Annotated in this window: 23 protein-coding genes; 11 read left to right on the top strand and 12 right to left on the bottom strand. The window is 68.3% G+C overall.

Annotated elements, in window-relative coordinates:
- The coding region (locus T336_RS25795; protein ID WP_280513504.1) for a calcium-binding protein at positions 1 to 1,949 on the bottom strand (1,949 nt) is incomplete at its 3' end.
- Positions 1,950 to 2,136: 187 nt separating this feature from the next.
- Here T336_RS25795 and T336_RS26760 point away from each other — a divergent pair.
- Positions 2,137 to 2,484: a hypothetical protein gene (locus T336_RS26760; protein WP_156957895.1), complete on the top strand. Its 348-nt coding sequence runs from the start codon at positions 2,137 to 2,139 to the stop codon at positions 2,482 to 2,484.
- A gap of 386 nt (positions 2,485 to 2,870) precedes the next feature.
- Here T336_RS26760 and T336_RS0117890 read toward each other — a convergent pair whose 3' ends face one another.
- From T336_RS0117890 to T336_RS0117880, 3 genes are read right to left on the bottom strand one after another with little or no spacing between them, the layout of a single operon-like run.
- On the bottom strand, positions 2,871 to 3,512 hold the full coding sequence (locus T336_RS0117890; protein ID WP_244883982.1) for a hypothetical protein: 642 nt from the start codon (positions 3,510 to 3,512) through the stop codon (positions 2,871 to 2,873).
- A gap of 50 nt (positions 3,513 to 3,562) precedes the next feature.
- A complete protein-coding gene (locus tag T336_RS0117885; protein ID WP_035226449.1) occupies positions 3,563 to 5,083 on the bottom strand; it encodes an HlyD family type I secretion periplasmic adaptor subunit in 1,521 nt (506 codons plus the stop codon).
- Positions 5,080 to 7,290: a type I secretion system permease/ATPase gene (locus T336_RS0117880; RefSeq protein ID WP_051647305.1), complete on the bottom strand. Its 2,211-nt coding sequence runs from the start codon at positions 7,288 to 7,290 to the stop codon at positions 5,080 to 5,082. Before T336_RS0117880 ends, T336_RS0117885 begins: the two co-directional genes overlap by 4 nt.
- A gap of 379 nt (positions 7,291 to 7,669) precedes the next feature.
- On the opposite strand from T336_RS0117880, the gene T336_RS0117875 reads away from it, so the two are divergent.
- From T336_RS0117875 to T336_RS0117855, 5 genes are read left to right on the top strand one after another with little or no spacing between them, the layout of a single operon-like run.
- The gene (locus T336_RS0117875; RefSeq protein ID WP_026433581.1) at positions 7,670 to 8,680 is read left to right on the top strand and encodes a BMP family protein; all 1,011 of its coding nucleotides are present in this window, start codon (positions 7,670 to 7,672) and stop codon (positions 8,678 to 8,680) included.
- 21 nt (positions 8,681 to 8,701) lie between these two features.
- Positions 8,702 to 10,288: an ABC transporter ATP-binding protein gene (locus T336_RS0117870; RefSeq protein WP_026433580.1), complete on the top strand. Its 1,587-nt coding sequence runs from the start codon at positions 8,702 to 8,704 to the stop codon at positions 10,286 to 10,288.
- On the top strand, positions 10,285 to 11,346 hold the full coding sequence (locus T336_RS0117865; protein WP_026433579.1) for an ABC transporter permease: 1,062 nt from the start codon (positions 10,285 to 10,287) through the stop codon (positions 11,344 to 11,346). Before T336_RS0117870 ends, T336_RS0117865 begins: the two co-directional genes overlap by 4 nt.
- Positions 11,343 to 12,266, top strand: a complete 924-nt coding sequence (locus T336_RS0117860) for an ABC transporter permease (RefSeq protein WP_026433578.1) — start codon at positions 11,343 to 11,345, stop codon at positions 12,264 to 12,266. The genes T336_RS0117865 and T336_RS0117860 overlap by 4 nt, the downstream gene beginning before the upstream one ends.
- A gap of 52 nt (positions 12,267 to 12,318) precedes the next feature.
- Positions 12,319 to 12,969, top strand: coding sequence for a GNAT family N-acetyltransferase (locus T336_RS0117855; RefSeq protein WP_051647303.1), 651 nt, complete (start codon positions 12,319 to 12,321; stop codon positions 12,967 to 12,969).
- 21 nt (positions 12,970 to 12,990) lie between these two features.
- On the opposite strand, the gene T336_RS0117850 is transcribed toward T336_RS0117855, so the two are convergent.
- A complete protein-coding gene (locus T336_RS0117850) occupies positions 12,991 to 13,377 on the bottom strand; it encodes a VOC family protein (protein WP_026433576.1) in 387 nt (128 codons plus the stop codon).
- 178 nt (positions 13,378 to 13,555) lie between these two features.
- On the opposite strand from T336_RS0117850, the gene T336_RS0117845 reads away from it, so the two are divergent.
- Complete coding sequence (locus T336_RS0117845; protein WP_019700325.1) at positions 13,556 to 14,179, top strand: DUF4230 domain-containing protein; 624 nt, start codon at positions 13,556 to 13,558, stop codon at positions 14,177 to 14,179.
- Positions 14,180 to 14,281: 102 nt separating this feature from the next.
- Positions 14,282 to 15,559: an amidohydrolase family protein gene (locus T336_RS0117840; protein ID WP_026433575.1), complete on the top strand. Its 1,278-nt coding sequence runs from the start codon at positions 14,282 to 14,284 to the stop codon at positions 15,557 to 15,559.
- Positions 15,560 to 15,598: 39 nt separating this feature from the next.
- On the opposite strand, the gene T336_RS0117835 is transcribed toward T336_RS0117840, so the two are convergent.
- On the bottom strand, positions 15,599 to 17,140 hold the full coding sequence (locus T336_RS0117835) for a winged helix-turn-helix domain-containing tetratricopeptide repeat protein (protein ID WP_026433574.1): 1,542 nt from the start codon (positions 17,138 to 17,140) through the stop codon (positions 15,599 to 15,601).
- Positions 17,141 to 17,564: 424 nt separating this feature from the next.
- Here T336_RS0117835 and T336_RS0117830 point away from each other — a divergent pair, with 424 nt between their 5' ends.
- Together T336_RS0117830 and T336_RS0117825 are read left to right on the top strand one after the other, a co-directional pair.
- Positions 17,565 to 17,951, top strand: coding sequence for a hypothetical protein (locus T336_RS0117830; RefSeq protein ID WP_019700322.1), 387 nt, complete (start codon positions 17,565 to 17,567; stop codon positions 17,949 to 17,951).
- Positions 17,952 to 17,989: 38 nt separating this feature from the next.
- A complete protein-coding gene (locus T336_RS0117825; RefSeq protein WP_019700321.1) occupies positions 17,990 to 18,283 on the top strand; it encodes a hypothetical protein in 294 nt (97 codons plus the stop codon).
- Between the two features lie 64 nt (positions 18,284 to 18,347).
- Here the strand turns inward: T336_RS0117825 and T336_RS0117820 are convergent, their stop codons facing one another.
- The 6 genes from T336_RS0117820 to T336_RS0117795 form a co-directional block, all read right to left on the bottom strand.
- On the bottom strand, positions 18,348 to 18,989 hold the full coding sequence (locus T336_RS0117820) for a LysE family translocator (protein WP_026433573.1): 642 nt from the start codon (positions 18,987 to 18,989) through the stop codon (positions 18,348 to 18,350).
- 99 nt (positions 18,990 to 19,088) lie between these two features.
- On the bottom strand, positions 19,089 to 19,922 hold the full coding sequence (locus T336_RS0117815; protein WP_026433572.1) for an AraC family transcriptional regulator: 834 nt from the start codon (positions 19,920 to 19,922) through the stop codon (positions 19,089 to 19,091).
- Positions 19,919 to 21,214 carry a hypothetical protein gene (locus tag T336_RS0117810; RefSeq protein ID WP_026433571.1) on the bottom strand — a complete coding sequence of 432 codons (1,296 nt, stop codon included), beginning with the start codon at positions 21,212 to 21,214 and terminating at the stop codon, positions 19,919 to 19,921. The genes T336_RS0117815 and T336_RS0117810 overlap by 4 nt, the downstream gene beginning before the upstream one ends.
- A 16-nt stretch (positions 21,215 to 21,230) precedes the next feature.
- Positions 21,231 to 21,986, bottom strand: a complete 756-nt coding sequence (locus T336_RS0117805) for a hypothetical protein (RefSeq protein ID WP_026433570.1) — start codon at positions 21,984 to 21,986, stop codon at positions 21,231 to 21,233.
- Positions 21,987 to 21,992: 6 nt separating this feature from the next.
- On the bottom strand, positions 21,993 to 22,580 hold the full coding sequence (locus T336_RS0117800) for a hypothetical protein (RefSeq protein ID WP_026433569.1): 588 nt from the start codon (positions 22,578 to 22,580) through the stop codon (positions 21,993 to 21,995).
- Positions 22,577 to 22,858 (bottom strand): DnaJ domain-containing protein, encoded by a 282-nt coding sequence (locus tag T336_RS0117795; protein ID WP_011796297.1) that lies wholly within the window; start codon positions 22,856 to 22,858, stop codon positions 22,577 to 22,579. Before T336_RS0117795 ends, T336_RS0117800 begins: the two co-directional genes overlap by 4 nt.
- Positions 22,859 to 23,237: 379 nt before the next feature.
- On the opposite strand from T336_RS0117795, the gene adh reads away from it, so the two are divergent.
- Positions 23,238 to 24,758 carry an aldehyde dehydrogenase gene (gene adh / locus T336_RS0117790; RefSeq protein WP_026433568.1) on the top strand — a complete coding sequence of 507 codons (1,521 nt, stop codon included), beginning with the start codon at positions 23,238 to 23,240 and terminating at the stop codon, positions 24,756 to 24,758.
- The last annotated feature ends 52 nt before the right edge of the window (positions 24,759 to 24,810 follow it).

Genomic DNA, 24,810 nt, shown 5'->3' with positions numbered 1-24,810 from the left:
CCGAAGCGGTAGGTGTTGGCCCCCGCGCCGCCGTCCAGGAAGTCGTTGCCCGCACCTCCGTCGAGCACATCGTCGCCGGCTTCGCCATAGAGCCCATCGTTGCCGTCCTCGCCCAGCAGCGTGTCGTTGCCAGCGCCGCCCCACAAGTTGTCATTGCCGACCCCACCAGAGAGGCGGTCGTCCCCACCTTCTCCTTGCAGCACATCGTCACCCGCTCCTCCATGCAGGCGGTCGTCTCCGTTTCCGCCAGCAAAATGATCGCTCGACGCCCCACCCAGATAAATATCATCGAGTTGAGTCCCCGCGTTCACCGACGAGAGAAACACGCGCAGCCCCTGCAATTCGGACCGCACCGGCGAATCCGCAGGTAGTGCCTGCACCCACCCAGATAACAACCCCAGGGAGTCGACCCCCACGGCATCGAGCAACTTGCCCTGGTACCGGTTCAACTCCACCAGATCGATGATGGCATCGCGCTCGCTGGCACCCTTCTTCGCCTCCAGCATCGACGACAGCGCCGACGTGTCGAAGCGAATTCCCTTCTCGTCCACTACCAGTTCCACGCTGTCCAGGTACGGCCTGAGCCGCGTCTGCGTCACCAGCGCCGCATACACGCTCTCGCGCAACTGCTCATAGCTCTGGGCCAGCAGTTCCAGCTGGGTCGTGGAAAGGCGGGCGGACACCCGGTAGGTCAGGTCGGCTTCCGCGCCACTGCCTCCGCCCCCGCTGCCACTGCCCGAACTGCCGCCTACCGGCGTGCCACCACTGCCTTCGCTGGAATCCGGACGCACGTTGCGGTCGAAGGTCACGAAGCGCGTGCCGTTGAACACCTCCAGCGCATTGAGCTTCTTGTACAGCGCCGTCCGGTCTTCTTCCGTCAGCGGCCTTTGCTGCCCCGTCGCCGGATCCGTCCACAGCGTTCCCACATCGGGCATGTCCACCGACAACGTGCCTTCCGTGCCGGGCAGGTGGCGTGGGTCGATGGGCGTGTCGGGCGTGGCGATGTCCCACTGGTGCGTGGCCGCATCGAAATACAGGCTGTGGAAGCGCAAGGTCTCCACGAGCTTGCCCGAAGACCGCGCCCACTCGGTGATCAGCCCATCGACTGCCGCCATCTGCGCGTCGCGCGTCGTGCCCGCCGCAAAGGCCTGCACCTTCTCCTGCAGCGCCTGCGACTTGTCGCTGCCCAGGCTCATGGCTTCGCGCAGGTCGCGCACCCAGCCCGCACCGCCCATTTGCGGCAAGGCTTTCGCCGCAGCGGTCGGCACCGGGTCGTCGGGGAATTCCCGATAGAAATTGTTGCTGGCCAGCAGCAGGCTGCCCGAGACTTCTGCCACGCCGCTCATGCCCTGGCTGCCGTCCATGCGCGTGAAGCTGCCGCTCCAGGGCTGGGTGTTGCCGTTGCCCAGGTCGATGCTGCTGCGCTGGCCCTTGACGTTGAGGCGCGCGATGCCCAGGTCGGACAGCGTGTGCAACTCGCCCGCCTGGCTGATGCCGTCCTGGTTCACGTCCTTCCAGATCCGCAACTGGCCGTAGGCCGTGTCTGCCGCGTCGATCACGCCGTCGCCATTGCCGTCCTGCCCTGCCAGGGCTTCATAGCCGTTGGCATAGAACATGCCCTGGCCTGCCTGCGCCCCCTCGCGCAGCGTCTGGTCGCCGAACAGCTCACGCCCCGAATCGATCAGGCCGTTGCCGTTGCGGTCCAGCACCACGATGCCGTCGTCGCCCTTGATCCAACCCGTGGCATTCCTGGTGCCGTCGCCGTCGTGGTCGAAGAGGATGGGGCGGGTGGGGTCGATGCCGATGGCTTCTATGCCGTCGCCGTCCAGGTCCAGGACCAGGGGGTCGCGTGGGGGCGTCCAGTTACGCGCCTCAAGGTATTTTCTGTTTGTAGAAGGAGAAATAGCATTTATAACGCTATCTGCGGTATAACCATTCTGATTTGCCACAAGTTGAGCCACTGCGGCAGTTAATCCCAAAACTCCCAACAGAGGAGCCGCTGCCACAACACCTGTAGTAGCTGCCGCAACTGCTGCTGTCACAGTTACCGCCCCAGCCACGACTTGGATAATATCGCCCAAACCTATACTACCCGGCGGCACATCATGGCTGAGCTCGGCGGAAATTTTAATAATAGTGAATCCAGCCAAAATTCCTGACATCTGCCCACTTACCGTTAGGCCGATGAATGGAGCAGAAATTGCAGCCACAATATTCCCAGCCGCGAGCCCCGGCGCTGCAATGCTCCCCGTCGTCTCACCCGAAAAAGCATCGGATATCGCACCACCATTGTCAGCCACAGTAGGCACGACCGCAATAATATCAACAAAAGACATGCCAGCTCACTCCGATTTAAAAACAAAGAGCAAAACAGAAAAAATCAAATTAACAAAGGCAACCATCATAAGAAAAGAGCCTTTAACACCGCTTCTCTGCATCTCCAAAAGGTTGGAAAAAAGTGACCTTTCATTTCTGAACTTTTGAAAATTTGGCACACATAGCAATAGAAAAATCAAAGCTGAAGCAACAAAGTAGAGGATTTTAAAAATCATTTAATAACCTTATTTTCCAGAGATCATTCCATTATGTGAATAACTTGCACGGCCAACGCAAACTCTTACAGATCGAATTTAATCACAATACTGACAGAAAAATATAAGCGCTGTTCAGCATAATTTTCCATCCCGAGCCTGAATACTTTATAGGTGATTTGCCACCTTCATGCCAGCCCTGGATGGGCTGGCTTTTTGGCCAATAATGCTCACTTCCGATTCACCATAATTGGAATCAGAGTTGATCGGTCGCGATATCCCCAGCCGCCCAATCGCCGGCGTACCACGAGCTTCTGCCGAACAAGTAAGAGCGGTTACCTAAATCTGCGGGTTCGCGATCAACGAAATCGTCAGATCAGGCAGCGAAGCACCTGGAGTCATCTGCCCCGCACCCTGCGGCGAGAACCCTGCCATCGCCTGCACCAATTGCTGCACGCTGCCCTCCAGACCTGCTGAGCCGCCCACCGTGGAAGTCGCCCCGTTCAGTGCAGCGGTGAGCGCAGAACTGCCAGCCCCACCAGCGCCAGCCGCAGCGCCCATCAATGCCTTTGCGAGATCGGCTCCAACATTCGCCGTCCCCGTAGCAGCCGGATAGGCGTCGTCTCCCAACTCAAGTTTCCAAGGCTTGGTTTCGTACACGCCCGCCTGCCCCTCTTCGATTCCTTCGGGCTGGAACAGCGTCGGCCGCGTGCTTGCCCATCCGTCGTCGATGGCGTCCGACAAAGCGATGGGTTTGACTTGCGCCACTTCAACGTCCCGGATCGATGGCCAGCCGGAGGCCTGCGGCCATGCGGCGACCGCCGCAGCGAGTGCGTCGCGCAGTGATCCATGCCGTCCCACTGCTCCGGCAGTGCCGCGCGCCGTGGTGTCGTCCTCATCGCCCGTCGTGTCGCGCACATGAGCCGCACGCAATACGGCCGCAATGGCGTTCTCCAAGCTTTCCTGGTTCATGCTCTTCATCCCTTCTTTCTTTCGTTATTTATTTATTGATCGATTGGTTGATCGATCGATCAGCGCTCGCGCAGGCTCTCGTTGCCCGCCTTCTGGATCGGGCTCAGCAGGTACTCGATGACCCGGCGCTGGCCCGTCTTGATCTCCGCTGTCAGGTTCATGCCCGGCGCGAGCTTGATGTCCTTGCCGTCCACGTTGATGAACGCCTGTTCGAGCTTGAGCAGCGCCGGGAAGATCGCTCCGCGCTTCTCGTCGTTGACGGCATCGCGCGTGACGGTTTCCACATGCGCGGGCACCGTGCCGTAGCGCGTGAAGGGGAAGGTCTCCAGCTTGATCGTCACGTCCTGGCCAGGCTCCACGAAGCCGATGTCCTTGTTCTCCAGGGTGACCTCGGCGCTCACGTGCGCCCCGTCGGGCACGATGACCATGAGCGCCTGCGCTTCGGTCACCACGCCGCCCTCGGTGTGCGCGGCCAGTTGCTGCACGGTGCCGCTCACGGGCGCCACCAGGGTCGCCAGACGCTCCCGCAATGCGGCCTTGTTCCATTCCTGCGCGCTCTGCAGCCGCTTGAGTTCGGCCTGGGACTGCCGCTCGCTCAAGGTGCGCCGGGTCTCGGCCAGGTAGGCATCCCGCGTCTGCTGCGTTTCCTGCAGGGCCGCCTGCGCCTCGCGCAGCCGCGCCTGCTGCGTGCCCAGGTCGCGTTCGAGCTCGATGCGCTCGCGCATGCGGTCCTGGTTGGCGTGGCCGGACATGAACCCCTGGTCCGCCAGCGCCTGGAAGTCGCGCTCGCGCTGCCGCACGATGGGCAGGGTGGCCTCGAGCTTGTCGATCATGGCGCGCACGGTGGCGATCTCCGCTTCGCGGCGCGCCCGCTCGGCCGCGAACTTCGAGAGGCGGGCCGTGACGTCGCTCCACTCGGCGGCCAGCTGGGCCCGGGCGTTGTCCGCATCCTCGGGGCTCCATTCCTTGGGCACCAGCGCCTTGGGCAGCGCAGCTTCCGAGCCACGCAGGCCACCGTCTCCCCGGGCCGCGCGCGACACCAGGTCTCCCAGCACGCGCGTGCGCAGCCATTCGGATTGCGCCGAGCGCCGGGTTTCGTCGAAGCTGGTCTTGTCGGCCTGCGCTGCCGTGGGGTCGAGCTGCACCAGGGCCTGCCCCGCCTCCACGTGGTCGCCCTCGCGCACCAGGATGCGCCGGATGACGCTGTTTTCCAGCGGCTGCACGAGCTTGGTGCGGTCGCTCACGATGACGCGGCCGGACGCGACGGCAACGATGTCGATCTTGCCGAAGATGGACCAGGCGAGTGCGATGAGGAAGAGCGCGATGAGTGCCCAGGCGAGGCGCCGCGGTGCGGGATGGACGGGGGTTTCCTGCAGGCTCAAGGCTGCCGGCAGGAACGCCTGTTCGTCGGCCAGCCGGCGCGGCCCGGCAAGCTCGTGGCGATGCGCCCAGGCCACGCGCAGGATGTCCCGGTAGCGCGCCAGCAGTTCGCTGGCGGGATGCCTGGGGGCCGGAGTGTGGGCGGGTTCGTGGGGGATGGCCGGCTCGTTGGCGCTGTGCACCGGGGTGCCCGCGCTCATGCTGCCGCTCCCTGCACTGTCTGCGCGCCAGGCTGCAGCGGCGGCACGTTGCCCGCTCCGCCTCCCTGCATGCGCCAGAGGTGCGCGTACAGGCCCTGCGGCCGCTGGATGAGCGCATCGTGGGGGCCGGCTTCGACGATGCGGCCCTTGTCCATGACGATGATGCGGTGCGAATGCCGCACGGCCGAGAGCCGGTGGGCGATGATGATCACCGTGCGGCCCTGGCAGATGTGCGCCATGTTGCGCTGCACGATCGCCTCGCTTTCGTAGTCGAGCGCGCTGGTGGCTTCGTCGAGGATGAGGATGCGCGGGTTGGTGAAAAGCGCCCGGGCGATCGCGATGCGCTGGCGCTGCCCGCCCGACAGGCCCGCACCCTGCTCGCCGACGATGGTGTCGTAGCCCTCCGGCAACTCGCTGATGAAGTCGTGGGCCCCGGCAAGGCGCGCAGAGTGCACCACGGCCTCGATGGGCGCGGCCGGGTCCGCGATGGCGATGTTCTCGCGCACGCTGCGGTTGAACAGCAGGTTCTCCTGCAGCACCACGCCGACCTGGCGGCGCAGTTGGGCCGCATCGATCAGGCTGATGTCGATGCCGTCCACGAGGATGCGGCCCTGCTCGGGCACGTACAGGCGCTGCACAAGCTTGGTGAGCGTGCTCTTGCCGGAGCCGGAGCGGCCCACGATGCCGATCACCTCGCCCGGGCGAATGTCCAGGCCCACGCCATGCAGCACCGGGGGCGCTTCCGGGCGGTAGCGGAAGTGCACGCCGTCCAGCGTGACCCGGCCCTTGATGGGCGGCAGTTGCGCCGCGCTGCTCGGCGGCACTTCCGTGCGGGTGTTGAGGATGTCCCCCAGGCGGGCCATGGAGATGCCGGTCTGCTGGAAGTCCGTCCACAGCTGGGCCATGCGCATGATGGGCTGAGATACCCGCTGGGCGAACATGTTGAACGCCACGAACTGCCCCACGGTCAGCCCGCCGTCCATCACGAGGTGGGCGCCGTACCAGAGCGTGGCGGCGTTGACGAGCTTGCCGATCAGGCCGACACCCTCATGGGCCCAGGCCGCCAGGTTCTGCGTCTTGAAGCTCGCGCTGACGTAGGCCGCCAGCTGGTTGTCCCAGCGGCGCGCGAAGGACGGCTCCAGCGCGCTCGCCTTCACGGTCTGGATGCCGGTCACGGTCTCCACCAGCATGGCCTGGTTCTCAGCGCCGCGCGCGAACTTGTGGTCGAGCCGCCTGCGCAGGACGGGCACGACGGCCAGGCTCAAGCCCACGTAGAGCGGCAGGCTCACCAGCACGATGAGCGTGAGCGGCACGCTGTACACCAGCATCACGCCGATGAAGATGATGGAGAACAGCACGTCGAGCACCACGGTGAGCGCGTTGCCCGTGAGGAAACTGCGGATGTTCTCCAGCTCGCGCACCCGCGCCACGGAGTCCCCCACCCGCCGGGCCTGGAAGTAGGCCAGGGGCAGCTGGACCAGGTGCCTGAAGAGGCGCGCGCCCAGTTCCACGTCGATGCGGCTCGTCGTGTGGCTGAAGACGTAGCTGCGCAATCCATTGAGCAGGCTCTCGAAGACCACCACCACGACCAGCCCCGCAACCAGCACGTCCAGCGTGGTGAGGCCCCGGTGCACCAGCACCTTGTCCATCACGACCTGGAAGAAAAGCGGGCTCACCAGCGCGAACAGCTGCAGCATCAGCGAGATGAACAGCACTTCGCCCAGCAGCTTGCGGTGCTTGACCAGGCTGGGAATGAACCAGGAGAAATCGAACTTGGCGAGCTCGCCCGCCAGGCTGGCACGGCTGGAGACCAGGATGAGCTCACCCGTCCAGCGCCTGGCGAAATCCTCCACGGATTCGATGGTCGGGCGGCCCTGCTCGCCAGCGCCGGAAGGGTCCTGCAGCAGCACCCGCTGGCCGTCGCATTGCGCCACCACGACGGCCTTGACCGTTCCGGATTGCCGCGTGGGCGGCCCATCATCGGCCACGAGCGCCATCGCGGGCAGCGGGCTGAGGGGCAGCCGCGCGGCGCTGGTGCGGACCTTCCTGGCCTTGAGGCCGATGAGCCTGGCGGCCTGCAGCAATTCCTGCGTGCCGATGCGGTCGTTGGCCGCCAGCCCCAGCCGGTGGGCCAGCGTCGCAGGATCGCAGGCAATGTGGTGCAGCCGGGCGACCAGGCACAGGGCATGCAATGGGCCATAGGCCATCCCCTCTCCCGCGTCCTGCTGTTCTTTCAAATCGAGCGCCCCCGTAGGCAGCGCGCGCGCTTCCGCCTCCGCTCCGCGGCTATTTCCGTTCATTCAACCCCCACCCCGAACTATTTCAGATTCCCTAGAACGGAACGATGTTATGTGCAAACAGCTTGTTTCAGTTAAGTGAAAGAAGGCCAAGTAACGTATTTTTTTGTAAAAAATTGAACTCTGCCCCGACCAAGGGATAGCCTCGTTGCTCGCAGAGTAAAAAACCCGCTATACACCCAAGGCACCAAACAAGGGACCGGCGCCCAGCCCAAGTGGCATGCATCCTGCTTGAGTCCGCCGACCCTATCGTTACGTCACTTCTCTCTCTCGACCCAAGGAACCCGCGATGACCACCCGCCGCCTCTTCACCGGCCGCCTGCTCTGCACCTCCCTGGCCATCTCGGCCACCCTGGGCCTCGCGCCCGTGGCGGCCTTCGCCCAGGCCAGGCTCAAGGTGGCGGGCATCTACACGGTGCCCTATGAACAGCAGTGGGTGAGCCGCATCCACAAGGCGCTGAAGGCGGCCGAGGCGCGCGGCGAGATCGAGTACAAGAGCAGCGAGAACGTGGCCAATGCCGACTACGAGCGCGTGATGCGCGAGTACGCCAACGGCGGCAACCAGCTGATCTTCGGCGAGGTGTTCGGCGTGGAATCCGCCGCCCGCAAGGTGGCCAAGGACTTCCCCAAGACGGCCTTCGTGATGGGCTCCTCGGGCAAGCCCCAGGCGCCGAACTTCAGCGTGTTCGACAACTACATCCAGGAGCCCGCCTACCTGACCGGCATGATCGCGGGCGGCATGACGAAGACGAACAAGATCGGCATGGTCGGCGGCTTCCCGATCCCCGAGGTCAACCGCCTGATGCACGCCTTCATGGCCGGCGCGAAGGAAGTGAACCCGAAGGTGGAATTCACCGTCACCTTCATCAACAGCTGGTTCGATCCGCCGAAGGCCAAGGAAGCCACCTTCGCCATGATCGACAAGGGCGCTGACGTGCTCTATGCCGAACGCTTCGGCGTGAGCGACGCGGCCAAGGAGAAGGGCAAGCTGGCCATCGGCAACGTGATCGACACCCAGCCCCAGTACCCCGACACCGTGGTCGCCTCGGCCCTGTGGCACATGGAGCCGAGCGTGGACCGCGCCATCGGGCTTGTGAAGGCCGGCAAGTTCACCGCCGAGGACTACGGCCCGTATTCGATGATGAAGCACAAGGGCTCGTCCCTCGCGCCCCTGGGCACGTTCGAGAAGAAGGTGCCGGCCGACGTGGTGGCCAAGGTCAAGGCGCGCGAGGCCGAGATCCTGGCCGGCAAGTTCACCGTGAAGGTGGACGACAGCCAGCCGAAGTCCACGGCGAAGTAAGGCGGCGGCCCGCCCTCACCCATGTCCGCACCACCACCGGCCATTGCGCCGGACCCCGTGCTGCGCCTCGCCGGCATCACCAAGCGCTTCGGCAGCCTGGTGGCCAACGACGGCATCTCGCTCACGCTCGCGCGCGGCGAAGTGCTCGCGCTGCTGGGCGAGAACGGCGCGGGCAAGTCCACGCTGATGTCCATCCTGTTCGGGCACTACGTGGCGGACGCGGGCGACATCGAGGCGTTCGGTCGGCCGCTGCCACCGGGCCAGCCGCGCGCGGCGCTGGCGGCGGGCATCGGCATGGTGCACCAGCATTTCACGCTGGCCGACAATTTGAGCGTGCTGGACAACGTGCTGCTGGGCAGCGAGCCGCTGTGGCAGCCGTTTTCGCGCCGCGGCGCCGCGCGCGCCCGGCTGCAGGAGGTGTCGCGGCGCTTCGGCCTGCCCGTGGTGCCCGACGCCCGCGTGGGCGATCTTTCCGTGGGCGAGCGCCAGCGCGTGGAGATCCTCAAGGCGCTCTACCGCGGCGCGCGCATCCTGATCCTGGACGAGCCCACGGCCGTGCTCACGCCGCAGGAGAGCGAGGCGCTCTTCGATACCCTTTCGCAGATGGTGGCCGAGGGGCTGTCCATCATCTTCATCAGCCACAAGCTCGGCGAGGTGCTGCGCGTGTCGCACCGCGTGGCCGTGCTGCGCCAGGGCCGGCTGGTGGCCGAGGCCCCCGCACAGGGCACCACGCAGGCGCAGCTCGCGCAGTGGATGGTGGGCCATGCCGTCGAGCGCGCCGAGCGCCGCCCCGCGCGCCGGGTCGGCGAGGCCGTCTGCACTCTCGACGATGTCCATACCGCCGGCGGGCGCGATGCGCTGCACGGCGTGCACCTCACGCTGCGCGCGGGCGAGATCACCGCCATCGCAGGCGTGTCGGGCAATGGCCAGGTGGCGCTGGCCGACGTGCTGTGCGGCGTGCGCGTGCCCACGCGGGGCAGCGCCCTGCTGCAGGGCCGGCCACTGCCCGCCCAGCCCCAGCGTCTGGTCGCGCAGGGCGTGGCCCGCATCCCGGAAGACCGCCATGCCGTGGGCGTGGTGGGCGACCTGCCGGTGTGGGAGAACGCCGTCTCCGAACGCCTGGGCAGCCGCTGGTTCTCGCATCCCTGGTTCACCGCCGGCTGGATCAAGCGCCGCGCCGCACGCCAGCATGCGCGCCGCGTGGCCGAGACCTTCGATGTGCGCGGCGGCGGGCCCGACGTGCCGGCGCGCTCGCTGTCGGGCGGCAACATGCAGAAGCTGATCCTCGGGCGGGCGCTGCTGTCGCCCGGTCCACACGATCCCGAATCTCCGCGGCTCATCGTCGCCCACCAGCCCACCTGGGGCCTGGACATCGGCGCCGTCACCTTCGTGCAGCAGCAACTCATCGCCGCGCGCGACGCGGGCGCGGCCGTGCTGCTCATCTCCGACGACCTGGACGAGGTGCTGCAGCTGGGCGACCGCGTGGCGGTGATGCATGGCGGACACCTGACCGAAGCGCTGCCTGCCGGGCAATGGACGCGCGAGGCCATCGGCCTGGCCATGGCTGGCGAAGGCGCTGGCGCGGGCCACGCACCGAAAACCCCATGAGACTCGAAAAACGCCACCGCACTTCCGCCGCAGCCTATGTCGCCGCGCCCATCGGCGCCGTGGCCTTCACGCTGCTCGTCTCCGCGCTGCTGGTGCTGTGGGCGGGCGCCCCCGTGGGCCGCACCTACGCGCTGCTGGCGCAGGGCGCGTTCGGCTCCGTCTTCGCGCTCACCGAAACACTCACGCGCGCCACGCCGCTGATCCTGACCGGGCTCGCCGCGGCCGTGGCCTTCCGCGCGCGCCTCTTCAACATCGGTGCCGAAGGGCAGCTTTACGCGGGCGCGATCGCTGCCGTGGCCGTGGGCGGCATGCATGGCGGCACGGGGCTGGAATGGTCGCCCTGGGTGCTGTTCCCGCTGATGATGCTGGCGGCAGCACTGGCCGGCGCCGCGCTGCTGCTGGGCCCGGCGCTGATGAAGGCGCGGCTCGGCGTGGACGAGGTGGTGACCACGCTGCTGCTCAATTTCGTGATGCTGCTGCTGGTCTCGGCCCTGCTCGACGGCCCCATGAAAGATCCGCTGGCACTGGGCTGGCCGCAGAGCGTGGCGCTGCAGGGCGACCTGGAGCTGTCGCGGCTGGTGCCGGGCTCGCGCCTGCACACCGGCCTGCTGTTCGCCGTGGGGCTGGCCGTGCTGCTCTGGGCACTGCTGGCGCGCACGGTGCCGGGCTTCGACATCCGCGCGGCCGGTGCCAACCCGCGGGCCGCGGCGTTCGCGGGCGTGCCGGTCACGCGCACGGTGGTGCTGGTGGCCCTGCTCTCGGGCGGCCTGGCGGGGCTGGCCGGCGCGATCGAGGTCGCGGGCCGCACGAGCTATGTGACGCTCGACATGTCGCCGGGCTACGGCTACAGCGGCATCGTGATCGCCATGCTGGCCGGACTGCATCCGCTGGGCGTGGTGGCGGCGGCCGTCTTCGTGGCCGGCGTGCTGGTGGGCGCCGACAGCATGAGTCGCGCCATCGGCGTGCCCACCTACATCGCCGACGTGATCGTCGCCGCCTCGCTGATCGCGGTGCTGGTGGCGGGGCTGCTGGCCCAGTACCGGATCAGGTGGAAATGACCGAGCTGCTCGACATCCTGGCCAATCCGGCCTTCTGGATCGCGACGCTGCGCGTGGCCACGCCCCTCATCCTCGGCACGCTGGGCGTGCTGCTGTGCGAGCGCGCAGGCGTGCTGAACCTGGGCATCGAAGGGATCATGGTGGCGGGGGCCTTCACCGGCTGGCTCACCGTGTATGCGGGACATGGCCTGTGGACCGGTGTGGCGGTGGCGGCGCTCACGGGCGCGGTGTTCGGGCTGTTGCATGCCTGGCTCACCGTGGGCCTTGCGCTGTCGCAGCACGTCTCCGGGCTCGGCATCACGCTGCTGGCCACGGCGCTCAGCTACTACGGCTACCGCGTCGGCTTCCCCAAGGTGAACACGCCGCCCACCATCGCGCCGTTCGCGCCGATGGAATGGCTGGGCTTGCCGATTCTTTCAGCGCAGACGCCGCTCACGCTGCTCGCCCTGCTGCTGGCGCCGCTGCTCGCCTGGGCGCTCTACCGCACGCCGCTGGGCCTGGCGGTGCGCATGGTCGGCGAGAACCCGCAGGCGGCCGAAGGCCAGGGGATTTCCGTGGCGGCCACGCGCACGGGAGCGATCGTCGCGGGTTCGGCCCTCATGGGCGTGGCGGGCAGCTTCCTTACGCTCTCGGCGTTCAATGCCTTCTTCTTCAACATGGTCAACGGCCGCGGCTGGATCTGCGTGGCCCTGGTCGTGTTCGCCTCGTGGCGGCCCGGCAAGGCACTGCTGGGCGCGCTGCTGTTCGCGTTCTTCGATGCGCTGCAGCTGCGCCTGCAGCAGGCCGGCGACGCCTGGCTGCCCTATCAGATGTATCTGATGCTGCCCTACCTGCTGTCCATCCTGGCGCTGGTGCTGGTGGCCCGCAAGGCGGCGTATCCGCAGGCGCTGATGAAACCGTATCGCAAGGGGGAGCGGTAAACCTCGGACACATGGCGCGGTAATTCACGCAGAGGCTCCCTATCATCGGCAGATGGACCAGCCCCTGCCCGAAGCCGCGCCGAACCTCCCCCAATCGATCGACCCTGCGCTGCTGCGCTCTCCCCGGGTGCGGCTGCGCCAGTGGACGCCCGCAGACCGCGAGCCCTTCGCCGGGCTCGCCGCCGACCCGGCGGTGATGGAGCATCTTCTGCCGCTACCGACCCGCGCGCACAGCGATGCCGTGGCCGACCGCATCGAGACGCTCATCGACCAGCAAGGCTGGGGGTTCTGGGCGGCCGAATCGCTGGAGCTGCTGGACCCGGAGGGCGGCGAGGAAGCTGGCATCCGCCCCCGATTCATGGGTTTCATCGGCCTGAACCGACCCACGGCTCCTCTGCCCTTCATGCCGTGCGTGGAGATCGGATGGCGGCTTGCGCGCCCCTATTGGGGCCGGGGACTGGCTACCGAGGGTGCCCGGCTGGCTCTGCGCGTCGGATTCGAGGCGCTGGGCCTCGAGGAGATCGTCGCCTTCACCGCGCAGCGCAACCGGCGCTCGCAGGCGGTGATGGCGCGCCTGGGCATGCGCGAGTCGCCCGCGGAGGCGTTCGACCACCCGTCCGTGCCCGAGGGCCATGGATTGCGCCCGCACGTGCTCTACCGGCTCACGCGCACGGCGTGGCGTGCGTCCCGGCAAGCCGCCTGAACACATCGGGTGCGCAGGGCCTCAACCCGCCTGCACGGGCGTGCACAGCTCCACCAGCACGCCGTCGCCATCTTCCACATAGGCGATGGTCTGGCCCCAGGGCATGCGCTCCGGCGCGCGCACTTGCCGGGCACCGGCCGCCACGGCGCGCGCCAGGGCGGTGGGTACGTCGTCCGTCGTCAGGGCGATCTCGAAGCTGGGCGCGTCGGCGCTGGCGCGGCGCGGGTTCTTGCCCAGCTGTGCCATGAGCTGGTGCGAAGAGAAAGCCAGCGTGGTGGCGCCCGTCTCCATCTCGCCGTAGTCGCCACCCTCGTGCAGGAAGCGCCGCTGCAGGCCGAAGGCGGCTTCGTAGAAGGCGATGGTCCGGGCGACATCCTGGACATAGAGGATGGTGTAGGCGAATTGCATGGGATCGAACTCCGCAAAGTGAGACACGGCGGGGTGGCAGCTCGGTACCGCTGCCCCCCGGAAGGAAGAGCTTACGCTCCCGCGGCACGGCGCCCGGCCGTGCCCGCCGCCCGCGCTCCGGGTTCTCGCGGAAAGCCCCGCCCTGGCGCCCGCTCCACCCACAAGGCCACAATGGGGCATGCGACGCGTCTCCCTTTCCGCCCTCCTGCTCGCCGCCGCCCTCGCGGCCGTGGCGGCCTGGACCGTGGGCCGCCGGCAGGCCGCTCCCGCAGCCCCTCCGGCCCCGCCCATGGTCGCGGTCGAATCCCTGGGCGACCTCGTCTCCGTCCGGGTGCGCTACGCCAACGTGATCGAGTTCCACCGCACGATGACCCAGGGCATCCCCTGGACCCGCTGGGAGCTGCCGATCGGCGAAACCCGCGTGCTGCTGGTGGCGCGCGGCGACTGCCTGGTGGGCACGGACCTGCGCGCCGCCCGCTACGAGCAGGTGGACCAGGCCGCGCGCACCGCCGTGCTGGCGCTGCCGGCGCCGCGCACCGTATCGGCCCGCGTGAACCATGGCTCGCGCGACGAGGGCGGCTCGTACTTCTATGCGCTGCACGGCAGCGGCCTGGAACCGCTGGTGCCCGGATCGGAGCACCGCACCCAGGCGATCGAGGCCGCGCTGCGCATCGCGCAGCAGGATGTCGCGCAGGCCTGCGCCACGCCCGAGACCTTGCGGGAAGCGCGGACGAACACCGAGGCCGTGCTCAAACCGCTGCTGTCGGCCTCGGGCTGGAACGTGGCGGTGCGCTGGCCGTGACCGCAATGCGCGCACGGGCGGCTGGCCCAGAATATGCAATCCGGCAGGCACCGTCCCTGCCCCTTCCCCGATGATTTCCGTTCTACGAACCCTGGTGACCCCATGCTCGACCTGCTGATCCACGACGCCACCCTGCCCGACGGCCGCACCTCCATGTCGGTGGCGGTGCAGGACGGCCGCATCGCCGAGGTCACCGAAGGCTTGCGGGCGCCCGCCCACGAGACGGTGGATGCCGCCGGCATGCTGCTGAGCCCGCCGTTCGTGGATGCGCATTTCCACCTCGATGCCGCGCTCTCCTACGGCCTGCCGCGCGTGAACGCCAGCGGCACGCTGCTCGAGGGCATCGCGCTCTGGGGCGAACTCAAGCCGCTGCTCACGCAGGAGGCCATCGTGGAACGCGCCCTGGCGTACTGCGACTGGGCCGTGGCGCGCGGCCTGCTGGCCATCCGCAGCCACGTGGACACCAGCGACCCGAGCCTGCTGCCCGTGGAGGCGCTGCTGGAGGTGAAACGCCGCGTGGCGCCCTACCTCGACCTGCAGCTGGTGGCCTTCCCGCAGGACGGCGTGCTGCGCACGCCCGGCGGCCTCGACAACCTGCGCCGCGCGCTGGACCTGGGCGTGGACGTGGTCGGCGGCATCCCCCACTTCGAGCGCACCATGGCACAGGGCGCGGAGAGCGTGCGCCTGCTGTGCGAACTCGCCGCCGAGCGCGGCCTGCGCGTGGACATGCACTGCGACGAGAGCGACGACCCGCTCTCGCGCCACGTGGAGACGCTGGCCCACGAAACGCACCGCCTGGGCCTGCACGGCCGCGCCACGGGTTCGCACCTCACGTCGATGCACAGCATGGACAACTACTACGTGAGCAAGCTGATCCCGCTGATGGCCGAGGCGCAACTGGGCGTGGTGGCGAACCCGCTCATCAACATCACCCTGCAGGGCCGGCACGACACCTACCCGAAGCGCCGCGGCATGACCCGGGTGCCCGAACTGCTCGCGGCCGGCCTGACGGTGGCCTTCGGCCACGACTGCGTGATGGACCCGTGGTACGGCGGCGGCAGCGCCGACATGCTGGAGGCCGCGCACATGGGGCTGCACGTGGCGCAGATGACGGGCCAGGACGCGATGCGGCAGTGCTTCGACGCCGTGACCGGCAACCCCGCCCGCCTGCTGGGACTGGAGGGCTATGGGCTCGCTCCGGGCTGCCACGCGGATTTCGTGCTGCTGCATGCGCGCACGCCGGCGGAGGCCATCCGCCTGCGCGCCACGCGGCTGGGCGTCTGGCGGCGCGGACGCCGGCTGGCGGGCAGCCCCGTGCCCACGGCCACGCTGTCGCTGCCGGGCCGGCCTGCACAGGTGGACTTCCTGCACGGCCGCTGACCGGAGGCTCACCCGGCCCCCAGGGGGCCGGCTATCCGGCTATCCCCGCCATCCGGCCTGCCGCAGGCAGTCCGTGTAGTGCGCCAGCACGGCCCCGTCAACGAACGGATGGCCGGCCCTCAGCGCCTCTGCCGGATAGGGACCGAAGCGGCGGGCCTGCTCCAGGGTGCGGCGCCCGTCGGCCCCATGGCCGGCCGCGGCCTGGCATGCCGCCAGCAGGTAGTGGTTCAGCAGCCAGTCCGGCCGCTGCGCGAGCGCCTGCAGGGCGAAGGCCTCGGCCCCGCGGTAATCGCCCTCCACGAACCGGGCCAGCGCCCGCGTGCGCATCCACAGACTCATCTGCGGGTCCAGCGGGCTGGCCTCGCAGGCCTGCCGGGCACGGTCGTCCGCCTCGCGGGCGCGCCCGCTGAAGGCCAGCAGGCGCCCGAGTTCGCCGGTGGCGGCCGCGAACTGCGGGCAGATGGACAGGGCCAGTTCCTGCTCCGACATCGCCTGCGCGAAATGGCCGGAGAACGACAGTGCGGTACCGAGCGTGAAGTGGGCGAAGGCATCGGTATCGTCGCTGCCCACCGCGCGCAGCGCCAGGCGGCGGGCCTCGGAGGCGTCCACGCGCACGCATTCCGAGCGTCCCGCCCACACGCGGGCCATGTGCACGAAGGCCAGCAGGGCCAGGCTGGGGGCATCGTCGGGCCGCGCCTGCAACGCCCGGCGGGCGTAGTGCTCGGCCTGCCGCAGATGGTCGCGGCCGGAGCGCCAGAAATGCCATCGCGCCCGCATGAGCAGCGGCCAGTGCTCGCCATCCTGCGGTGGCCTGGCACTGTGCAGGCATTCCTCCCGCCTCAGGTGCACGGGCTCCACCGCGCTCGCGATGGCCGCGGAAATCCCGCTCTGCGCCGCAGCCAGGTCATCGGCCGGGCGCTCGTAGCTCTCGGTCCAGATGGTCTCGTTGCGGGTTGCATCGATCAGGTCGGCCGTCACGCGCACCCGCCCTGCATGGAAGCGGGCCTGGCCGGCCACGAGGTAGCGCACGCCCAGTTCGCGGGCGATCACCGCGTTGGGCGGCAGGGGGTGGCCATAGCGCTGTGTCGCATTGCGGGCGATCACGCTCGTCCAGCGCGACCGGGACATCCGCTGGATGACGTCCTCCGCCAGGCCGTCGGCGAAGTGGCGCTGGGCGGCATCGGGACCCGCACCGAAAGGCAGCACCGCTATCGACCGGCCCGTGGACGCATCGGGCAACGGCGCCTGGGGAACCTGGGGGGCCTCCTGCCCCGGCTCCGGAGGCCGGGCCACGCGCGCCACGAACCGGTAGCCCTGGCCGGGGATGGTGACGATGCGGTCCGCGCCCACGAGCTTGCGCAGGGCGGACACGTGGACCTGCAGGTTGTTCTCCTCCACGACCATGCCGGGCCACACCTGCCGGAACAGCTCGGACTTGGTCACGAGCATGCCGGCGCGGTGCACCAGCGTGCACAGCACGTCGAAGGCACGGGTGCCCAGGGCGACCGGGCACCCGTGCGAGAGCAATTGACGCTCCCGCACCTTCAGCACGAAATGGTCAAACGCGAATTCTGGGGCCATCGTTTTCTTTCTTGGACAGGCTCTGCGGTTTCCTCCCCCGCGTCCTGCACTCTACCCCCGGCCCTCGCAGCGGACCGCATTGATGTAATTGGATGCAATCGAAGCGCGTCACCGATCCCCGACGTTTCTGCGATGACCCATAAATAAAAAATTATCCACCCATAAAAACTAGAAATAACCAAGAAACGATCGATTCGGACGATTGGCTGCATTCCAGTGAATTAAGGATTCTTCAGAAGAATAAAGACGCAGTTAAAGGCTGAAGACGCCGCCGGCTCACAGAATCCGCCTGCCTTTCAACCAGTTGTCGATACCGGCCCCACGGTATCGCGACCGAAGCGAAGGCACCCCCCTACGGCCGGAAGCAGACAAGTTGCATGGCCCCGGCCGACTTCAACAGCAACGCATCGAGAGAGGAAAAACCATGTCCGACTGCAATTGCAATTCCCAGAAGAGCAACGGCGCGCAAGATGAAGACCACGTGCCCAACTACGCACTGACCGGCTTCGCTGCCGCACCGCAAAGCCTGGCTTCTGCAGCGCCCAGCGTGAACCTCGAAGGCGTACACGCACTGAAGCTCTCCGTGTGCGTGGGCGGCAGCTACAACCAGTCCACCAACCAGATCTGCTTCTCCATCCCGATCTACGGCAACCTCTGCTTCACGTCGCCGATCCACATTCCCATCAGCGCGCAGATCAAGGTGTGCGCGCAAACCTGCGGCAGCTTCATCCCCACGGGCCTGAAGGCTACGGTGTACCTGAACGGCAGCAGCCAGCCCGCCTTCACCGTGAAGGTGTTCGGCGTCTGCTGAACCCGCGCACCGAACCACCCGCGAGAGGAAACACCACCATGGCATCCTGCCCACCCTTCAGCGTCGATTTCACCGGCAGCGCCCAGGAGCTGTTCGTCAAGATCGCCACCATGATCCATGACCACGGCGGCACGATCACCGGTGGCCCCAGCGGTGGCGCCTTCACCGTGGGCACCCCGCTCGGCACCGTGGCAGGCACCTTCATGGTGAGCGGCCAGACCTGCACGATCACGATCACGCAGCGGCCCTTCCTGCTGCCATGCAGCGTGATCCAGAACTTCATCAAGAGCCACCTGCCCGCGGTCGCGCAAGCGCAGTTCGGCGACCTCTGATGCCATCGCGGCCCGTGGGCCGATGACAAGCCGCCCTGGCACCGCCGGGGCGGCTTTTTCATTTTCATCCCGCGCGCGCGAGCATTGCGAGCACGAGGCAGCCGGCCAGGACGAGGACGGCGCCCGACACCCGCTCCAGCCAGGGCAGCGCCCGCGCGAAGCGGCGCAGCACGGCCCGGTTGCCGATCGCGACGGCGACCGCCAAGTCCCACAGCAGCACGGCGCAGAACATCCACGCGCCGTAGAACACCTTCCATCCCGGCGTGGCCTGCGGTCCGGCCAGCATGGCCGCGAGGCTTGCATAGAACAGCGCGTTCTTCGGATTGAGCGCGGCCGAGACAAACCCCATGCCTGCAGCCCGCCACCAGGCCCCGTGCCCCCGCGCGACGGCCCCAGCCGCCCCGGCAGCGGAGACGTCCAGCCGGCTGCGGCCCGCATGGCGCATGAACAGAACGCCCAGGTAGAGCAGATAGGCAGCCCCGGCCAGCTGGATGCCGGTGAACCACGGGCTGCCGGCGCGCAGAACGGAGAGCCCTGCGAAAGCGGCCACGATGAACACGCCGTTGGCGAGCGCGATGCCCACGCAGGCCCCGCCGGCCATCCGCCATCCGGCCGACAGCGAGGTCCGGGCGATCAGGAAAAAATCCGGCCCCGGCGACAGCAGGGCGAGGAAATGCGCGGCGGCGATCAGGAGGAACTGTTCCATTCGGGTGGCAGGCAGGCTGAGGAAGGCCGCCACTGTGCCGGCCGCCGGCCACGCCGTATTGAATGAAATTGCGCGCACGGGCCCGCGGCTGGAGGCTTCCTAGGCGCGGAACCGCCCCGGCGTCACGCCCGCGTGCGCCTTGAACATCCGCTGGAAGTGGGCCTGGTCGGCGAAACCCAGTCCATGGGCCACGTCCGCGAGGCTGTCCCCGCTCTGCAGGCGCACCCGGGCGCAATTGATCCGCAGGTTCATCTGCCAGGCATGGGGCGTCATGCCGGTGGCGGCCTTGAACGCCCGGATCAGCTGGTAGCGGCCCATGCCGGCCAGCCGGGCCAGTTCATCGAGCGGCGCGCTGTCGGCGGGCGCGTCGCGCAGGCGCTCCATCGCCGGGCGCAGCCGCTCCTGCAGGCCGGGGCCGGCAGCGGGCGCCGGGATGCGCAGGCCGTGCATTGCGTCGCTGTCGCCGACGAATTCGATCAGCGCGGCCTCCTTGTCCTGCGGCGCGGCCTGGGAAAACAGCAGTGCGTTCAGGCGTGCGAAGCGCGCATGGCAGGCCGGATCGTCCACGATGCGCACCGGGCCGCCGCCTTCCGGCACGGCTGCGGCGACTTCGCTGCGCACCCCCTGGATCCATGCCGCATCGACGTGCAGCATCTGGTAGCTCCACGCGGAGCCCGGCTCCGGGTTGCAGGCATGCACGCGCCCGGCCGGCACGAACACCAGCATGCCCGCACGCAACGGGACGGGGCCGCCGTCCGCACCCGTGAAGGTGCTGCGGCCACCGTCCACCGCGCCGATCGAGAACGTGGGGTGCAGGTGGGGCCGGTAGCAGGCGCGGCTGCGGCAGGCACGGCGGCTCTCGGCGAAGGGCATCGCCGGGTCGCGCCAGAAGGCCTCTGCCGGCCCGGCGTCCGGTGCCGGCCCCGCGTTCACGCCGCGCCGTCCGCCACGTGGCACTCGCGGCGCAGCAGCGCGCGCGCCTCTTCCTGGCGCTCGTCCCGGTGGTTGAGCAGCGTGGTGGCCGACTCGTCCACGAAGGACTTCCAGAGCGCCAGGTAGCTTGCCTGGCGCATGCTGGCCGCATGCGCGCGGATGAATTCCTCGGCAAGCTCCGGCTGCCAGCCGTGTTTGCGCACGCGGCGCACCAGGCTCGCGGCGGCCTTCTCGGTCAGCACGGTCTTGCGCGGCACGCCGGCCGCCAGGCACAGCAAGAGCGTGAGCAGCGAATGCTCGTCCTCATGGCCCTGCGTGAGCCGCTCCCAGGTCCGGCTGGCCGGCGCGGGCGCTGCGTCTGCGTCGTCCCCGGCTTCCAGCAGGGCGTCCAGCCCCTGGTGGTAGTCGTCCACCTCGGCGAGCGGATCGTCCTCCAGGAAGTAGCGCGCGCGGAAGCTGCCCATGGGCCGCAGCAACGCGCGGGGCACCGTGGCCGCGTCGAGGATGCGCGCGGCATCCGCCAGCACGGCCGTGACGTGCGCGTCCGCGACGGCCGCCACCCCGTCCGGCATGCCGGCGGGCAGCGGCAGGCGCGACGGTGCGGGAATGCCCTTGCGCCGCATCGCGGACAGGCGCTTCTCGAACGACACGGCATGCGGCCAGGCCTCGGCCGCCGGATGCATCCAGTGCCACAGCAGGCCCATGCGCACCACGGCCTCGGCCTCGGCGCCGCCCGCCTCCAGCGCGCCTTCGTCCAGGTCCAGGCGCTCCGCGAACCAGCGGGCGGCCTCGATCGCGGCGGCGATGCCGGTGCGGCGCTCCAGTTCGGCGCGGTAGTCGGCATGGCTGCGCAGCGACCAGACCGACAGCTGCTGCACGTCCGGCTCGCCGGTGGTCGAAAGGAACCCGAAATTGCTGCTCTGCGGCAGCGCGATCAGGCGGCGCAGCCGGTCCGATCCCGCCTTGGAGCGCGACAGGAAGCTGTGCTCGCGCAGGCTCTGCGCGGCGCGGCCGAGGTCGCCGCCGCTGTCCTCGATCAGGTCGAGGCTGACGAGGTTCACCATGCGCTCGCGCGCGCGTTCCAGGTCGGGCCGCAGGAACTCCGTGCCGAAGTAGCGGGCGATCTGCACCATGCCCTTGGGTGCGTCGGCCGCGATGGCCTCCACCCGCTCGGCCGGCACGATGCCGTGGCGGATGCCATGCACCAGGGCCTTCTCGAAGAACGGGCGGCTGTCGTGCAGCGACAGCGCCGTCGCGCCCCCTGCGGCCGGGCTGGAATCGGAAACGCTCATCGCGGCGGCCTCCGGCTCAGATCGCCGACTCTTCGTCGGATGCCCGCGCGGCCGGCGTGGCCTTGCCGCGGTCGGTCTCGCTGGTCTCGAACTTGCCGTCGTCGTCCTCGTCCGAGCCGGTCTCGTCGTCGCCCAGCCCTTCGTCGTAGGCCTGGGCCTTGGCGCGCAGCACCAGCAGGGTCTCGATGAACAGGTCCGGGCACTGGTAGCGCAGCAGCCAGGCCAGTTGCATCCAGTCGCGGTCGGCCACCTCGTCCTGGTCCACCTTGGGCGGGGCGTAGGCCACGTTGAAGAGCTGGTCTTCGGTCAGCGCCGGGCCGTAGTCTTCGGTGGCGTCGAACAGCCCCGAGCGGGCGAAGGCCTCCAGGCGGCTCCATTTCTCCGCGAAATAGTGGGCCAGGGCCTCGCTGCCGCCTTCCAGGTCGCCGATGGCGGTGAGGAACTCCACCGGATCCACGTCGCCGCGGAACACGACGGCGTTCACCATGCTGCGCAGGTAGGTGTGCGTGGCGTCCTTGTACTGCTTCTCCAGCACCAGCGCGCGCGCGAACTGCTGGGGCGTCACCAGCATGTTGACCACCGAGGCACGGGATTCGTCGTATTCGCGCATGACGGCCAGCACGTCCTTGGGCGCGAGCTCGTCCAGCACCTCGACCAGGGCGCGGTCGCCCTCGTCGTCGGCGAGTTGGGACAGGGCGGACTCGGCGCCCACGATGTCGCCAGCGGCGATCAGGGCCTGGGTCTGGGTGATGAGGGCGAGATGTCGTGACATGGGCGGTTACTCCTTGCGGTCGAATCCGAGGTCGGCCATCCAGTCGGCGGCGGCCTCCTCGCGGTCGGCATGGCTGCGGGGCTGGCCCGCTTCGTCGGCGCTCCAGCGGGCCTCGTCGTCATCGCTCTGATCCGCCTCCTCCGCGCCCTCTTCCCGGTCGTCCTCCCCGGCCTCGGCGCTGCCGGCGCCCTGGCCGGCGAAGCGCGCGTGCTGGCGCTGGTATTCGAGCAGCGCAGCCAGCGACAGGAAGCGCGCGCCCGACGGTTCGGCCAGCACCACGTCCGCCAGCGGCTGGGCCCAGGGCTCGAGCGCCACCGCCCCGGCCAGTTCCGGCCACTCCGGCAGGTCGCTCACCCCGCCCCGCGCCAGCAGCGGATCGAGCGTGGCCGGCCGGTGGAAGCGGAAGCCCTGGTGGAAGGCCACAGCCACCATCTCGGGGCTGAAATCGATCATCCTGGCCAGGAAGGCGATCTCGCCGCGCTTCTGGGCGAGGCGCTTGCGCAGCACGTCCTTGCCTTCGGAATCCTGGGCGAGGTCATCGAGCTCGGCCTGGTAGGCCGAACGCAGGTCATGGAAGAAAGGAGAGGGTTTCACGAGGAAAGCACGTTCTTGAAATAGGACTGCCAGATCTCCCGCGCCGTCTGGAGCGGATCGTCGAGCAGGTTGCGGCGGCGGTTGTCGTCGTAGGCCTGGCGCGCGGCATCGTCCGACAGCACCTCGTAGGCCTTCTGGGCCGCGCGGAAGCGCTCGGCCGCATCCGGCGAGGGATTGCGGTCGGGGTGATAGAAGGCCGCCTTCTGGCGGAACGCCTTCTTGATGTCGGCCAGGCTCGCGGTCGCGCTCAGACCGAGGGCGGCGTAGTGGTCAGTCATGCTCGGGGGGTGGATCGGTGGGGCCGGCAGGCGCGGGCGCGGGCGCGGCGCCGCGGGTCTCCGGGGAGGCGCGGTTATACACCAAGAGCGGCGCCAGTGCCCGGGCACCGCGGGCAGCCCCTTCCGGGCGAGCGGGCGGGCCGGACAGCGGGCTTGCACTCCCCGGTCTGGCCTGCGCCGCCCGCCAGGGGCACCGCTCCGCCGTGCAACACCCCTGCGCAGCCACTGTTCCATAACAGAACACATGGAGCACCCAGCGGGCGCAACCGGTGCATGGAACACGGGGCGCATGCGCTGGCATGCGGATTGCGCAATGTCCTGCACCGGAGAGCGCACGGTGCGCCGCCCGGACATTCCACCACCACAGGAGACAAGCACCATGGACATGGCAGAAATCGCCAACCTCGGCATCGCCAACCCCTACAAGAAGCAGTACGGCAACTACATCGGCGGCCAGTGGGTTCCCCCGGTGGACGGCCAGTACTTCGAGAACAGCTCGCCCATCAACGGCCAGGTGTTCACCTCGGTGCCGCGTTCCAACGACAAGGACGTGAACGCCGCGCTGGACGCCGCGCACAAGGCCAAGGCGGCCTGGGGCAAGACCTCCACCACCGACCGCGCCAACATCCTGCTGAAGATCGCCGACCGCATGGAAGCCAACCTGCTGACCATCGCGGTGGCCGAAACCATCGACAACGGCAAGCCGCTGCGCGAGACCATGGCGGCCGACATCCCCCTGGCCATCGACCACTTCCGCTACTTCGCGGGCGCCGTGCGGGCGCAGGAAGGCGGCATCAGCGAGATCGACCATGACACCATGGCCTACCACTTCCACGAGCCGCTTGGTGTAGTGGGCCAGATCATTCCCTGGAACTTCCCCATCCTGATGGCCGTCTGGAAGCTGGCGCCCGCCCTGGCCGCCGGCAACTGCGTGGTGCTCAAGCCCGCGGAGCAGACGCCGGCCTCCATCCTGGTCCTGCTCGAGATGATCGGCGACCTGCTGCCCCCGGGCGTGGTCAACGTGGTCAACGGCTTCGGCCTGGAAGCCGGCAAGCCGCTGGCCTCCAGCAACCGCATCGCGAAGATCGCCTTCACGGGCGAGACCACTACCGGCCGGCTCATCATGCAGTACGCCAGCCAGAACATCATCCCGGTCACGCTGGAGCTGGGCGGCAAGAGCCCCAACATCTTCTTCGAGGACGTGCTGGCCGCCGACGACGCCTTCTTCGACAAGGCGCTGGAAGGCTTCGCCATGTTCGCGCTGAACCAGGGCGAGGTCTGCACCTGCCCCAGCCGCGTGCTGATCCAGGAATCGATCTACGACCGCTTCATGGAACGTGCCCTGAAGCGCGTGGCCGCCATCACGCAGGGCCATCCGCTCGACAAGGGCACCATGATCGGCGCGCAGGCCTCGCAGGAGCAGCTGGAGAAGATCCTCTCGTACCTGGACCTGGGCAAGAAGGAAGGCGCCGAATGCCTGATCGGCGGCGAGCGCAACATGCTCGGAGGCGACCTGGCCGGCGGCTACTACGTCAAGCCCACGGTGTTCAAGGGCCACAACAAGATGCGCATCTTCCAGGAGGAAATCTTCGGCCCGGTGGTGTCCGTCACCACCTTCAAGACCGAGGAGGAAGCGCTGGAGATCGCCAACGACACGCTCTACGGCCTGGGCGCCGGCGTGTGGAGCCGCGACGGTGCGCGCGCCTTCCGCATGGGCCGCGGCATCCAGGCCGGCCGCGTGTGGACCAACTGCTACCACGCCTACCCCGCGCATGCGGCCTTCGGCGGCTACAAGCAGTCCGGCATCGGCCGCGAGAACCACAAGATGATGCTCGACCACTACCAGCAGACCAAGAACCTGCTCGTGAGCTACAGCCCGAACAAGCTGGGCTTCTTCTGACGGCTTGACCTGCATCAGCAGCGACCGAGGGAGGGCGGCATATGGTGGAAGC

Source organism: Paracidovorax oryzae ATCC 19882 (genome assembly GCF_000687165.1).
Lineage (GTDB): Bacteria > Pseudomonadota > Gammaproteobacteria > Burkholderiales > Burkholderiaceae_C > Paracidovorax > Paracidovorax oryzae.
Note: the sequence above shows the minus strand (reverse complement) of the source record. Positions and strands in the feature narration are given on the sequence as shown.

What these genes read in the sequence shown, in the direction of transcription:
- T336_RS0117860 (WP_026433578.1), top strand. Translation starts at nt 11,343, where the DNA reads ATGACCGAGCTGCTCGACATCCTGGCCAATCCGGCCTTCTGGATCGCG.
- T336_RS0117845 (WP_019700325.1), top strand. Translation starts at nt 13,556, where the DNA reads ATGCGACGCGTCTCCCTTTCCGCCCTCCTGCTCGCCGCCGCCCTCGCG.
- T336_RS0117875 (WP_026433581.1), top strand. Translation starts at nt 7,670, where the DNA reads ATGACCACCCGCCGCCTCTTCACCGGCCGCCTGCTCTGCACCTCCCTG.
- T336_RS0117880 (WP_051647305.1), bottom strand. Translation starts at nt 7,290, where the DNA reads ATGGCCTATGGCCCATTGCATGCCCTGTGCCTGGTCGCCCGGCTGCAC.
- adh (WP_026433568.1), top strand. Translation starts at nt 23,238, where the DNA reads ATGGACATGGCAGAAATCGCCAACCTCGGCATCGCCAACCCCTACAAG.
- T336_RS0117835 (WP_026433574.1), bottom strand. Translation starts at nt 17,140, where the DNA reads ATGGCCCCAGAATTCGCGTTTGACCATTTCGTGCTGAAGGTGCGGGAG.
- T336_RS0117830 (WP_019700322.1), top strand. Translation starts at nt 17,565, where the DNA reads ATGTCCGACTGCAATTGCAATTCCCAGAAGAGCAACGGCGCGCAAGAT.
- T336_RS0117795 (WP_011796297.1), bottom strand. Translation starts at nt 22,858, where the DNA reads ATGACTGACCACTACGCCGCCCTCGGTCTGAGCGCGACCGCGAGCCTG.
- T336_RS0117805 (WP_026433570.1), bottom strand. Translation starts at nt 21,986, where the DNA reads ATGTCACGACATCTCGCCCTCATCACCCAGACCCAGGCCCTGATCGCC.
- T336_RS0117840 (WP_026433575.1), top strand. Translation starts at nt 14,282, where the DNA reads ATGCTCGACCTGCTGATCCACGACGCCACCCTGCCCGACGGCCGCACC.
- T336_RS0117870 (WP_026433580.1), top strand. Translation starts at nt 8,702, where the DNA reads ATGTCCGCACCACCACCGGCCATTGCGCCGGACCCCGTGCTGCGCCTC.
- T336_RS0117810 (WP_026433571.1), bottom strand. Translation starts at nt 21,214, where the DNA reads ATGAGCGTTTCCGATTCCAGCCCGGCCGCAGGGGGCGCGACGGCGCTG.
- T336_RS0117855 (WP_051647303.1), top strand. Translation starts at nt 12,319, where the DNA reads ATGGACCAGCCCCTGCCCGAAGCCGCGCCGAACCTCCCCCAATCGATC.
- T336_RS0117850 (WP_026433576.1), bottom strand. Translation starts at nt 13,377, where the DNA reads ATGCAATTCGCCTACACCATCCTCTATGTCCAGGATGTCGCCCGGACC.
- T336_RS0117825 (WP_019700321.1), top strand. Translation starts at nt 17,990, where the DNA reads ATGGCATCCTGCCCACCCTTCAGCGTCGATTTCACCGGCAGCGCCCAG.
- T336_RS0117865 (WP_026433579.1), top strand. Translation starts at nt 10,285, where the DNA reads ATGAGACTCGAAAAACGCCACCGCACTTCCGCCGCAGCCTATGTCGCC.
- T336_RS0117885 (WP_035226449.1), bottom strand. Translation starts at nt 5,083, where the DNA reads ATGAGCGCGGGCACCCCGGTGCACAGCGCCAACGAGCCGGCCATCCCC.
- T336_RS0117890 (WP_244883982.1), bottom strand. Translation starts at nt 3,512, where the DNA reads ATGAAGAGCATGAACCAGGAAAGCTTGGAGAACGCCATTGCGGCCGTA.
- T336_RS0117820 (WP_026433573.1), bottom strand. Translation starts at nt 18,989, where the DNA reads ATGGAACAGTTCCTCCTGATCGCCGCCGCGCATTTCCTCGCCCTGCTG.